The 12,483-nt window shown below is 67.0% G+C and carries 7 protein-coding genes; all 7 read left to right on the top strand.

What is annotated here, in order from left to right:
• The first annotated feature begins 3 nt into the window (after positions 1-3).
• The 7 genes from ACR9Y6_RS04035 (at position 4) to ACR9Y6_RS04005 (ending at position 12,460) form a co-directional block, all read left to right on the top strand.
• Positions 4-1,599, top strand: a complete 1,596-nt coding sequence (locus ACR9Y6_RS04035; protein WP_481280102.1) for an aldehyde dehydrogenase family protein — start codon at positions 4-6, stop codon at positions 1,597-1,599.
• On the top strand, positions 1,596-2,798 hold the full coding sequence (locus tag ACR9Y6_RS04030) for a M24 family metallopeptidase (protein ID WP_481280101.1): 1,203 nt from the start codon (positions 1,596-1,598) through the stop codon (positions 2,796-2,798). Before ACR9Y6_RS04035 ends, ACR9Y6_RS04030 begins: the two co-directional genes overlap by 4 nt.
• A 111-nt stretch (positions 2,799-2,909) precedes the next feature.
• Positions 2,910-4,691 carry a DUF885 domain-containing protein gene (locus ACR9Y6_RS04025; RefSeq protein WP_481280100.1) on the top strand — a complete coding sequence of 594 codons (1,782 nt, stop codon included), beginning with the start codon at positions 2,910-2,912 and terminating at the stop codon, positions 4,689-4,691.
• A 12-nt stretch (positions 4,692-4,703) separates the two neighbouring features.
• Positions 4,704-6,467, top strand: coding sequence for a DUF885 domain-containing protein (locus ACR9Y6_RS04020; protein WP_481280099.1), 1,764 nt, complete (start codon positions 4,704-4,706; stop codon positions 6,465-6,467).
• A gap of 2 nt (positions 6,468-6,469) precedes the next feature.
• A complete protein-coding gene (locus ACR9Y6_RS04015; protein WP_481280098.1) occupies positions 6,470-8,053 on the top strand; it encodes an APC family permease in 1,584 nt (527 codons plus the stop codon).
• A gap of 16 nt (positions 8,054-8,069) precedes the next feature.
• Complete coding sequence (locus tag ACR9Y6_RS04010; RefSeq protein WP_481282686.1) at positions 8,070-10,445, top strand: twin-arginine translocation signal domain-containing protein; 2,376 nt, start codon at positions 8,070-8,072, stop codon at positions 10,443-10,445.
• Between the two features lie 77 nt (positions 10,446-10,522).
• Positions 10,523-12,460, top strand: coding sequence for a glycoside hydrolase family 127 protein (locus ACR9Y6_RS04005; protein ID WP_481280097.1), 1,938 nt, complete (start codon positions 10,523-10,525; stop codon positions 12,458-12,460).
• Positions 12,461-12,483 lie beyond the last annotated feature (23 nt).

Here is a 12,483-nt window from a genome sequence, read left to right as displayed (position 1 = left end):
ATCATGCAGGCCGATGCGAAACTGCTGCTCGGCGGCCGCTGGTGCGCATCGCTCGGTGCGGCCGGCGCATTCCGTGCCGAAGACCCGACGCGGGCCGAGCCGATCGGCCCCGCGTTTCCCATCAGTGGCGCGGCCGACCTGGAAGCCGCGCTCGCCGCCGCTTCCTCGGCGGCGGCGGAACTGGCGGCGACATCGCCAGCGCGCATCGCCGATTTCCTCGACCGCTACGCACAGGCGATCGAGGAGGACGCGGACACGCTGGTCGCGCTGGCCGCGGAGGAAACCGCGCTGCCCGCCGAGCCACGCCTGCGCTCGGTGGAACTGCCGCGCACGAGCGGACAACTGCGGCAGGCGGCGCGCGCCGTCCGCGACTACGCGTGGACCGATCCGATCATCGACACCGCCACCGGCTTGCGTGCGCACCGCGCACCGCTGGGCAAGCCGGTACTGGTGTTCGGGCCCAATAATTTCCCGTTCGCCTTCAACGCCATCGCCGGCAGCGACTTCGCATCGGCCATCGCCGCGCGCAACCCGGTGATCGCCAAGGCGCATCCGTCGCATCCGGCGACCAGCCGCCGCCTCGCCGAACTCGCACACACGGCGCTGCTCGACACCGGCCTGCCGGCCGCGTCGGTGCAGATGCTCTACCACTTCGACGACGCGCTGGGCGTGGCCCTGGCCGGTGACGCGAGGCTGGGCGCCATCGGCTTCACGGGCAGCCGCGCGGGTGGCCTCGCCCTGAAGGCCGCCGCCGATGCGGCCGGCGTGCCGATGTACGCGGAACTTTCCAGCGTCAATCCGGTGTTCCTGTTGCCCGGTGCGTTGGCGGAACGCGCGGAACCGCTCGCGCAGGAGTTCTTCGCCTCGTGCACCATGGGCAGCGGCCAGTTCTGCACCAATCCCGGCATCGTCGTGGTCGCGCAGGGCGAGGCCGGCGATACCTTCGTCGCCGCCGCCACGAAACAGTTCGCGTCGGCGACGCCGCGCCCGCTGTTCTCCCGTGGCGTGCAGGAAAACCTCGCGCGCGCCGTGCGGGCCCTCGTCGAGGCCGGTGCCGGCGTGCTGGCCGGCGGAAGCGAGGGCGCCGGCCAGGGCTACCGCTTCGAACCCACCTTGCTCCATGTCGACGCCGCGACCTTCCTCGCCCATCGCGATGCCCTGCAGGCGGAAGCGTTCGGTCCCGTGAGCCTGCTCGTCAGCGGCGCGGACGAGACCGCGATGGCGGCGATCGCCGAAGCCTTCGAGGGCAACCTCACGGCGACGCTGTACCGCGCCGCCGACGGCAGCGACGACGCGCTCTGGCAAGCAGTCGCTCCACCCTTGCGCAAGCGCGTGGGCCGTCTCATCGCCAACCGCATGCCCACCGGCGTGGCGGTCAGCCCGGCGATGAATCATGGCGGCCCCTACCCCGCGACGGGCCATCCCGGCTTCACCGCGGTGGGCATGCCCACCGCGATCCACCGCTTCGCCGCCCTGCACAGCTACGACAACGTGCCCGAGACGTTGCTGCCGCCGGAACTGCGCGATCGCAACCCAGGGCCGATCCAACGGCGCATCGACGGCCGATGGACCGAAGCCGACGTGGGGGCCTCCCGATGAACCAGATCGGCCACCTTTCACCGGCGGACGCGCGTGCGGCCCTGGCGCCATGGAACGCCGTCGCCGCACCCATCGCCCGCGAGGAATACCTCGCGCGCATCGAGCACGCCCGGACACTCCTCCACGATATCGGCGCCGATGCGTTGCTGGTCGGCGCCGGCAACTCGCTTCGCTATTTCACCGGGATTCCCTGGGGCGCCACCGAACGCCTGGTGGCCTTGCTGCTGCCGCGCCGTGGCGAGCCCGTGCTGGTCTGTCCCGCGTTCGAGGAGGGATCGCTGCGCGCCGTGATGGCCCATCCGGTCGAACTGTCCATGTGGGAAGAGCACGAGGACCCGCAGGCCTTGGTGGCGAACCGTCTGACAGCTGCCGGCGGGCGCATCCTGGCGCTCGATCCGGCGGCGCCTTTCGGTGTCTTCGAGGCGCTGCGCCGCGTATTCCCGTACGGCGAGATCGTCGACGGCACGGCTATCATCGACGGTTGCCGCATGTCGAAGTCCGACGCCGAGCTGGCCCTGATGAAGCAGGCCACGGCCATGACGCTGCAGGTGCAACGGCTGGCCGCCGGCATGCTCCACGAAGGCATCGGCACCGGTGAGGTGAAACGCTTCATCGACGAAGCCCATCGCGCGCTGGGCGCCGACAACGGCTCGACGTTCTGCATCGTCCAGTTCGGGCATGCCACGGCATTCCCTCACGGCATCCCTGGCGAGCAATACCTGGAGCGCGGCGACCTGGTGCTGATCGATACCGGATGCAGCGTGCAGGGCTACCAGTCCGACATCACCCGGAGCTACGTCTTCGGCACGCCCGACGCCGACCAGGCACGCATCTGGAAACTGGAGCGCGCCGCGCAGCAGGCCGCGTTCGACGCCGTGCGCCCCGGCGTGGCTTGTGCCGAGATCGACGCGGCGGCGCGGCGGGTGCTCGAAACGGGTGGACTGGGCCCGGACTACCGGCTTCCCGGCCTGCCCCACCGCACCGGGCACGGCTGCGGACTGGCCATTCACGAGGCGCCGTATCTCGTCCGCGGCAATCGCACCCTGCTCGGACCCGGCATGTGCTGTAGCAACGAGCCGATGATCGTCGTGCCCGGTCGCTTCGGTATTCGCCTGGAGGATCATTTTTACGTGACCGGGGATGGCGGCGCGTGGTTCACCCAGCCCTCGCCAGCGATCGACCAGCCGTTCGCCGATTGAGGCCTGCGCACCCATTGTGCCCAATTCCGCATGGTCGTCGGGCAATCGCTTCTAGCGCCCGGCGGCCACACGGGTGAGCATCGAGGTGTCATATTCGTGAAGGGGTGTTCGATGAAGCTTCGCCCGATCGTCCGGGGACTCTGCCTGTGCGGCCTGCTTGCCGGGCCCTTCATCGCCGCCCACGGTGCAACGACGGGGGCCGCCGCGTTCGACGCCCTGGTGGCGCAACGATGGGAATACCAGCTGAAGGAAAGTCCGGAACTCGCCACCACGATCGGCGACTACCGCTACAACGACCGCTGGACCGACTATTCACCGGCCCATGTGGCTGACGACCGCAAGGCCACCGAAGCCTTCCTGAAGCGTTTCGACGCGGTGGACCCGGCAGGCCTGGACGAGCAACGCCGGCTCAGCCGCGACATGGCGATCCGCGAACTGCAAGACCGCCTGGAAGCGATCCGCCTGAAAAACTACGAGATGCCGCTCGACCAGATCGGCGGCGCCCATCTCGCCCTACCCGGTTTCGTCTCCACCATTCCCTTCGACAGCACGGCGCATTACGAGGATTACCTCAAGCGTCTTGAAGCCGTGCCCACAGCCATCGACCAGATGATCGCCGCCTCGCGCCTGGGCATGGCCGATGGATTGATGCAGCCGCGTTACCTCCTGGAAAAGGTGGTCAAGCAGGCCCGGGACATCGCCGCCGCGAAAGACGAGGACAACGTCTTCGGCCAGCCCGTGGCGCAGTTTCCAAAGGGTGTCCCCGCCGCCGACCAGGCACGGTTGCGCAAGGCGATCCTCGCCGCCGTCGACGACAAGGTGCGTCCGGCGTACCGCAAGCTGGCCGACTTCGTCGCGAGGGAATACGCGCCGCATGGCCGCAGCCAGGAAGGCATCTGGTCGCTGCCCGACGGCGATGCGCGCTACCGCTTCGCCATCCATACGCAGACGACCACCGAGCTTTCCCCGCAGCGCATCCACCAGATCGGCCTGGACGAGGTGAAACGCATCGAAGGCGAGATGACCGCCATCGCGCACAAGCTCGGTTATGCGGACCTGCCCGCGTTGCGCAAGGCCGTGGCCAGCGATCGCAAGCTATACGCGAGTTCGCGTGAGCAGATCCTCGACGACTACCGGAAGTACATCGCAGGCATGCAACCGGAGCTGCCCAAGCTGTTCGGCACGCTGCCGAAGACGGCGTTGCGGGTGCAGGCGGTGGAGCGCTATCGCGAGAAAGACGCCGCAGGCGCGGAATACCACCAGGGCACGCCCGACGGATCACGTCCCGGCATCGTCTTCGTCAACACCGGCGACTACGAGCAGCGTGGCCTGTACACGATCGAAGACACCGCCTATCACGAAGGCGTGCCCGGTCATCACCTGCAGATCTCCATCGCACAGACCCTGCCCCTGCCTCCGTTCCGCCAGCAAGCCGGATACAACGCGTATATCGAGGGCTGGGCGCTCTATGCCGAGCGGCTGGCCAAGGACGTGGGTTTCTACAAGGATGCCTACGAGGATTACGGCCGGTTGAGCGGCGAGCTGCTGCGCGCCGACCGCCTCGTGCTGGACACGGGGACGCACGCGCTGCATTGGAACCGGCAACAGATGATCGACTTCTTCCATGCCCATCCGGCCGAGGACGAACCGAGCATGCAGGCGGAGACCGACCGTTATATCGCGTGGCCAGGCCAGGCGCTCGGTTACAAGCTGGGCCAGCTGAAATTCCTCGAACTCCGCCGGCGCGCGCAGAAGGAACTCGGCGACCGCTTCGATATACGCGCCTTCCACGACCAGATGCTCTCCGGCGGCGCCATGCCGCTGGACATGCTGGACGCGCGCACCAACGCATGGATCGCTGCCGTGAAAGCCGGAAAGACCCACCAACCCTGAGCGGAGATCGCCGTGCCCCTGTCCGTTGCCCGCGTGGCCTGCCTGCTTGGACTCATCCTCGGCGCCCTGCCCATCGCCCACGCCACGGAGGATGCGAACCAGCGGTTCGAGGCGATCCATGAACGCGAATGGACCTGGCGCCAGCAGCAGTTCGCCGGGGCCGATGACGAGGACGGTCCTGGCCGTGACTCGTCGAACCTGCCCAAGGTGGACGCCGCCACGCAGGAGGCACGCGAACGGTACTGGGCCGACGTGCTGAAGCAATTGCATGCGATCGACCCGAAACAGCTGCGCGGGGAAGGCCCTGTCGACTACGCGGTCTACCGGCAGCAGGTCGAGGTCTTGCTCGCCGATCAGCGCGACAAGACCTGGCAGATGCCGTTCAACGCGGACTCGGCGTTCTGGAGCAACCTCGGTTTCAGTGCGCGCGGCAGCTTCCTGCGTGAGGACGATTACCGGCATTACCTGGGCAAGCTGCGTGACATCCCGCGTTACTTCGACGAGCAGATCGCCAACATGCGCCTGGGCATGGCGCGGGGATTCACCCAGCCGAAGCTCATCGTTGAAAGCCAGTACGACGGCATCCAGCAGACCGCCGGGACGAAGGGAGAAGCCAACCTCTTCTATACGCCGTTCCAGAAGATGCCGGCCAGCGTGCCTGCCGCCGAACAGGCCAGGCTTCGCGCGGAAGCGCTCGCCATCATCGATGCGCAGGTGATCCCGTCTTACGCGAAGCTGCTGCGTTTCCTGCGCGAGGAATACGCGCCGAAGGCACGCGACAGCCTCGCCGCCGTGGACCTGCCCGATGGCGAGGCGTTCTATCGGTCGCAGATCCTGGAATACACCACGCTCGACATGAGTCCCGATGCGATCCATGCGGTCGGCCTGAAGGAGATGGCCTCGATCCACCAGCAGATGCTCGACATCATCAAGGAGGTGGGATTCAAGGGCAGCTTCGCCGATTTCCTCCAGTTCCTGCGTAGCGATCCGCGCTTCTACGCGAAGACACCGGACGAACTGCTCAAGGACGCGGCATGGATAGCGAAGGAAGTGGATGGCGTGGTCGGCGACTACATCGGCCGCCTGCCGCGCCGGCGTTTCGCGATCAAGCCCGTCCCCGCCGATCTCGCCCCTATCTACACCGGCGGGCGCGGTGGGCCGGGCATCTACCTCGTCAACACGTACAACCTCCCCGCCCGTCCGCTCTACTCGCTGCCTGCGCTGACCTTGCACGAATCCTCGCCGGGCCACGCGCTGCAAATGCCCCTGGCCGCGGAGATGGACGGTCTTCCGGACTTCCGCCGCTATACGTATATCTCCGCCTATGGCGAAGGCTGGGCGTTGTACTGCGAGTATCTGGGACAGGAGATGGGCATCTACCATACGCCGTACGAACGCTTCGGTTACCTCAGCTACCAGGCATGGCGCGCCGCACGGCTCGTCGTCGACACCGGCATCCACCAGATGCACTGGACACGCGAGCAGGCCCGCCAGTACCTGCGCGACAACACGGCCCTGGCCGAACACGAGATCGATACGGAAGTGGATCGCTACATCGCGTGGCCTGCCCAGGCGCTCTCGTATTACCTCGGGGAGATGGCGATCCGCGACGGACGCGCGAAGGCGGAGAAAGCGCTCGGCAAGCGCTTCGACATCCGCGCCTTCCACGACACCGTGCTGTCGACGGGTTCGGTGCCGCTTCCCGTGCTGGCGGCACGGATCGACGCCTTCATCGCCGGCGGCGGGAAGTCCCCTTATGCAGGAAAGGATCACTGACCATGGCCGACGCGTCCGCGCCCCCGCAGGGCAGGTTTCATAAGCAACTCAGCCTGGTGGACCTCACCTTCATCGGCCTCGGCGCCATCTTCGGTTCGGGCTGGCTCTTCGCCGCCAGCCACGTCAGCGCACTGGCGGGGCCGGCGGGCATCCTCTCGTGGGTGATCGGCGGCGTGGCCGTATTGCTGCTCGGGCTGGTGTACTGCGAACTCGGCGCCGCGCTTCCCCGCGCCGGTGGGGCCGTGCGCTATCCGGAGTATTCGCACGGTCCGTTGCTTGGCTCGTTGATGGGCTTCATCACGCTGATCGCGTTCTCCAGCCTGATCGCTATCGAGGTGGTGGCCTGCCGGCAGTATGCGGCGGCCTGGATGCCGGCGTTGAACGTGCCCGGCAGTTCGCATGCCAGCCTTCTCGGATGGATCGTGCAGTTCGCCCTGCTCGCGGCGTTCTTCGTGCTGAATTACTTCAGCGTGAAGGCGTTCGCCAAGGCGAACAACATCGTCAGCATCTTCAAGTTCGTCGTGCCCCTGCTGGTCATCGTGCTGCTGTTGACGCACTTCCATCCGGGCAACCTGACCATCCACGGCATCGCCCCGAACGGTCTCTCGGGCGTGGAGGCGGCGATCTCCGCAGGCGGCATCATCTTCGCCTACCTCGGCCTGACGCCGATCGTGTCGGTCGCCAGCGAGGTGCGCGATCCACAACGCACGATCCCCATCGCCCTGATCCTTTCCGTGGTGCTCTCCACGGTGATCTACGTGCTGCTCCAGCTCGCCTTCCTCGGCGGCATTCCCACTGAATTGCTGGGCGGCGGATGGGCCGGCGTGGACAAGGCCTTCGCCCTGCCGTACCACGACATCGCCATGGCCCTCGGCCTGGGCTGGCTGGCCACGCTGGTCGTGTGCGACGCGGTGATCTCGCCCAGCGGCACCGGCAACATCTACATGAATGCCACGCCGCGCATCGTCTACGGATGGGCGCGCAGTGGCTCCTTCCTCCCGGTGCTCACGCGCATCGATCGCAAGTCCGGTATCCCACGCCCGGCGCTCTGGCTGACCTTCGCACTATCGGTGTTCTGGACCCTGCCATTTCCGTCGTGGGAAGCCTTGATCCAGGTGGTTTCCGCCGCCCTCGTGCTCAGCTACGCCGTCGCGCCGGTGACCGTCGCCGCGTTGCGCCGGAGCGCGCCGGACCTCGTCCGCCCGTTCCGGGTCAAGGCCTTCGGCCTGATCGGACCGCTGTCCTTCGCCGTGGCGGCGCTGATCGTCTACTGGTCCACATGGGCCACGGTCTCGTGGCTGCTGGGTTTGCAGATCGTGATGTTCGCCATCTACGTCGTCTACAAGCTGGTGACAGGGGGTGACTGGGAGCGGCTGATGCGTAACGTGCGCTCGTCGCTGTGGCTCATCGGCTTCTACGCGCTGACGATGATCGTCTCGTGGCTGGGCACCTTCGGTGGTGTCGGCGCCATCGCGCATCCGTGGGATTCGCTCACCGTGCTGGTCATGGCGATCGGCATCTACTACTGGGGTGAGCGTACCGGCTTGCCGGCCCACGAACTGGCCCTGGACGACGACGATGAGTGAGCGCGACGACACGGCCATGGACCGGCGCGACTTCCTCCGCGTGCTGGCGGCAACGGGCGCCGCCGCTGGCCTGGGTCCGCTGACGGCGGAAGCGTTCGCGCCGCCACCGGCCTCCACCGGCAAGACGGCGGTTCGCGCGGCCATCGCGCCCGCGCGCGTTCCGCTTGCCGACGTTCCGCGCGAGCACCTCGTCGGCCTGCCCGGTTTTCGCCTGCAAGGGCGCGACTGGAAGGCGGGCGAGGACCTGTCCCACCCCGACGGCCCGATCGTGCTCCACGATGGCACGCAGGCCTGCGTGATCGACAAGCGCACCGAAGCGACCTACGACGAAGCCGCGCAACCCTACTTCGGCATGACACTGGCCGATGTCGCGCTAGCCGGAGCGGATCTCCTCGCGGAGCACCTCCTTGCGCAGGGCGAGCCGGACGAGGCACAGGTGCGCCTGGCCGCTCCGCCCGCGGCATCGTCGCTGGACCCCGAGAACTACTACGGCCGCTTGCCCTGGACCACGTTCGTCGGCACCCGCCAATGCGCGGACACGATGCCCGTCTATACCTCCGGCAGCACGCGCACCTATCACGCCGACCAGGTCTTCGCCGACCTGCACGAGCCGAAGAAAGTCGCGCGCCGGCGCGAAGGCTTGCTCGGTGGGTGGCTGCCGGCGGTGCACAAGGTGGTGCCGCTGGACGACGGCCGCTGGTACGACGTGCTCGTGTTCGCCGACGTGGATGCGAACGACCGCTTCGTCGTGCAGACCTGGCACCGGACCGCGCTGGTCGAGCATGGCCGGTTCACCCGCGTGGTCTACGGACACAGCTACCCCGCCTATTCCCCGCGCCGCGAACCGCCGCAGGCCGACGCCTTCTACGCGGCTCTGCTGCGCTTCCACGACTACTGGCGTGCCCAGCTGGCCGACCTCGCGCCCGTGCGCATCCCCTCGGCGGGATGGTCCGACATGGTCGCCCACGCATTCGCCCGCGAGCTGGTGGTTCGTCCGGACGGCACCTACCCCAAGTACGGCGCCGTCGACCGCGACTACTACGGCAACGAATACGACGGTTTCCAGGACACCTTCACCAGTTCGCTCTACGCCAACCTGGAATGGGGCCGCTTCGAACAGGCCGCCGCGGTACTGGACGGCTATTTCCGTGACTTCGTCCAGGACGACGGCATGATCAACATGCGCGGCGCCGAGACGGGGCAATTCGGCCTGACTCTTTCGCTTCTGGCACGTTACTTTCACTACACGAACGACGCGTCCCTCTTGCGCAAGCACCGCAAGAAGATCGAGGTCACGGTCGCGACGCTGCTGGAGTTGCATGACGAGAGCCTGCGGCTGCCCTCCAGCGCTCCTGGATACGGCCTGATCCACGGCTGGAACGAGTCGGATGCCTGCCTCTTTCCCGACCCGGCACTCTGGTGGAAACCCTACTACGCCAACAGCGCACTCGCCGCCCGTGGCCTGCTCGACCTCGCCGCCATCTGGCCCGCTGTCGAGGTGTCCGCCGCCGCCTCGATGTGGAAGACGCGTGCCGAGGCATTGGTCCGGCGCGTGGAGGAAAGCGTGCGTGCCAACATCCGCCACGACCTGAAACCAGCCTATGTTCCGCCGTTGCCCGGCGTCACGCTCACCTTCCGCGAATCGCTCGCGCAGGAAAAGCCCAGCGAGCAACAGTGGCCACATCGGGCCTATGCCGAGCTACTGCAAGCGGACGTACTGCCCGATGACCTCGCCAACGTGGTGATCGATGGCATGCGCGGCCATGGTGCCACCACCCTCGGCGTGGTCGCGAACATCGGGCCCGTCGACCCGAAAAGCCGCGATATCCTCGGTTTCATCTCCTATGGCTATGCACAACAACTGTTGCGCCTGGACCGCATCGACGAATACCTGCTGTTCCTTTATGCGCATCGCCACCATGCGCACACGCCCGGCAGCTGGACCGCTGGCGAGGTCGCCGACATCACCGGCGGCATGCCGTTGTTCTGCATGCCCGCGCAGATGACGATCCCCTTGCTGCTTCGCTGGGCCTTCGTCTTCGACGACAGCGCGGGCGAGACGCTGTGGCTGGCCCGTGCGATTCCCCACGCGTGGCTCGATACCGGCGAGCCGGTGAGCCTGGACGCCGCTCCCACGCGCTGGGGGCGCTGCGGCATCACGCTGAGGAAGGAAGGGTCGCAGCTGTCCGCGGCGGTCACCATGCCGGCTGACTCGAGCCCAAAGGCCGTCTGGGTCAGACTGCGCGGCGCGGGGCCCCGCGTTCACGTCGACGGCGAAGCCGTCGACGAAGCCGACCGGCGCGGCGATGCCATCCGCGTGCGCGGAAAACCGGGGCAGATCGTGCACATCGCGTCGACTATGCGGGATTCCGCATCGAGCATCCGGAAATGACACAAGACAGCACGGTCATGTGACCGCACGATGAAAGCGTGCATCGGGGGATGTGCGTCATCACGTTGGGGAGAAGCATGCAAGGTGTCGATCGAAGAAGGCGTTTCCTGAAGGCGAGCGCGTCCACGCTCGCCGGCGCCCTGCTGGCGACTCCATTGCGCGCCTTCGACATCGCCGATCCGGCCGGCACCGCGACCGCCGCCGTGCGCGACAAGCCCGTCAACCGGATGCAGGCCTTCGCACTCGACCGCGTGACCCTGCTGGACAGCGACTTCCGCCGCGCCGCCGCGATCAACCTGGATTACCTGCACAGCCTGCCGGTGGACCGGCTCGCGCGGGCCTTCCTCGTGCAAGCCGGCAAGCCCACCAACGCCGTCCCGCTCGGCGGCTGGGAGAAACCCGATTGCGAACTGCGCGGCCACTTCAGCGGTGGCCATTACCTTTCCGCCGCCGCGTTGGCCTGGGCCGCCCAGGGCGATGCCGTCCTGAAAGCGCGTGGCGATGAACTGGTCGGCATCCTCGCTTCCTGCCAGCGATCCAACGGTTACCTCAGCGCGTTCCCGGAAAGTTTCTTCGATCGGCTGAGCCGCGGCGAAAAGGTCTGGGCGCCGTTCTACACCATCCACAAGATCCAGGCCGGCATGCTCGACATGTACCGGCTCGCCGGCAACCGCCAGGCACTGGATGTCGCCACCGGCATCGGCAACTGGACCGTGCGCTGGCTGAACGGATTTTCCGATACGGAAATCGCGCATATCCTGAAAACCGAATACGGCGGCATGAACGAGTCGATGTACGACCTTTATGCCATCACCGGCAACAGCCGTTACCTGGACGCCGCGCATCGTTTCGACCAGGCGTCGCTTTTCGAGCCGCTGGCCGCGCACCGCGACGAGTTGAAGGGCCTGCACAGCAACACGCAGATTCCCAAGGTGCTAGGCGCCGCGCGCCGCTACGAGCTGATGGGTGAACCCCGTTACCGCCGCATCGCCGAGTATTTCTGGGAAACGGTGACGCAGAACCGATGTTACGCGACCGGTGGTTCCAGCAACGACGAGTTCTGGAAGACCGGCCCTGGTGACCTGAAGGGCCAACTCGGCCTGTATGCCGCCGAGTGCTGCGTCGCCTACAACCTGTTGAAGCTGACCCGCCATGTCTACGCGTGGAATGGCGACCCGCGCGCTTTCGACTATTACGAGCGCACCCTCTACAACGCGCGCCTGGGTACCCAGGATGCGCAGGGCATGAAGCTCTACTACTACTCGCTGCAACCGGGTGGCGCGAAGTTCTACAACTCGCCGACCGATTCGTTCTGGTGCTGCACCGGGTCCGGTGCCGAGGAATTCGCGCGCTTCAACGACGCCATCTACGCGCATGACGACGACGAGCTGCACGTGAACCTCTACATCGCCTCGGAGCTGCGCTGGCCCGAACGTGGCTTGCGCCTGGTCCAGCGCACCGGATTCCCGAAGGAACCCTCCAGCGCGTTCGAGTTCACGCTCGACCAGCCCCGCGAACTGGCGGTGAACCTGCGCATTCCTTCCTGGATCGCGCCGGGCGCCAGCGTCGCGTTGAATGGCACGCCACTGGATGTCTTCGCTTCGCCCGGAAGCTACCTGACCCTCAAGCGCCAATGGCAGACGGGGGATCGCCTCACCATCACCCTGCCGATGCGCCTGCACGCCATGCCGTTGCCCGGCGACGACAGCCTCCAGGCCGTGCTTTATGGTCCGCTGGTACTCGCCGCGCGGCTCGGCAGCAAGGGGCTGACGCACGACCAGCAGTACGGCAGGTACGACGCGGGCCCGTCGCCCGAACCGAAAGCCCAAGCCGCACCCCGCATCGCCATGGACGGACCGGACCGACTCGACTGGCTGACGCCGGCCGACGAACCGCTGACGTTCCGCGCGAACACGCGCGACGGCATGCTGTCCGTGATCCCGCTGCACCAGATCCAGGGCGAACGCTACGCCGTCTATTGGCAGGCGGACATGCCTGCCGACGGCGCGAACTGAGCCCCTGCGATCGCGCGGCCGCG

The organism is Luteibacter sp. TLI7-4A (genome assembly GCF_056754745.1).
Note: the sequence above shows the minus strand (reverse complement) of the source record. Positions and strands in the feature narration are given on the sequence as shown.

What these genes read in the sequence shown, in the direction of transcription:
- ACR9Y6_RS04035 (WP_481280102.1), top strand. Translation starts at nt 4, where the DNA reads ATGCAGGCCGATGCGAAACTGCTGCTCGGCGGCCGCTGGTGCGCATCG.
- ACR9Y6_RS04030 (WP_481280101.1), top strand. Translation starts at nt 1,596, where the DNA reads ATGAACCAGATCGGCCACCTTTCACCGGCGGACGCGCGTGCGGCCCTG.
- ACR9Y6_RS04025 (WP_481280100.1), top strand. Translation starts at nt 2,910, where the DNA reads ATGAAGCTTCGCCCGATCGTCCGGGGACTCTGCCTGTGCGGCCTGCTT.
- ACR9Y6_RS04015 (WP_481280098.1), top strand. Translation starts at nt 6,470, where the DNA reads ATGGCCGACGCGTCCGCGCCCCCGCAGGGCAGGTTTCATAAGCAACTC.
- ACR9Y6_RS04010 (WP_481282686.1), top strand. Translation starts at nt 8,070, where the DNA reads ATGGACCGGCGCGACTTCCTCCGCGTGCTGGCGGCAACGGGCGCCGCC.
- ACR9Y6_RS04005 (WP_481280097.1), top strand. Translation starts at nt 10,523, where the DNA reads ATGCAAGGTGTCGATCGAAGAAGGCGTTTCCTGAAGGCGAGCGCGTCC.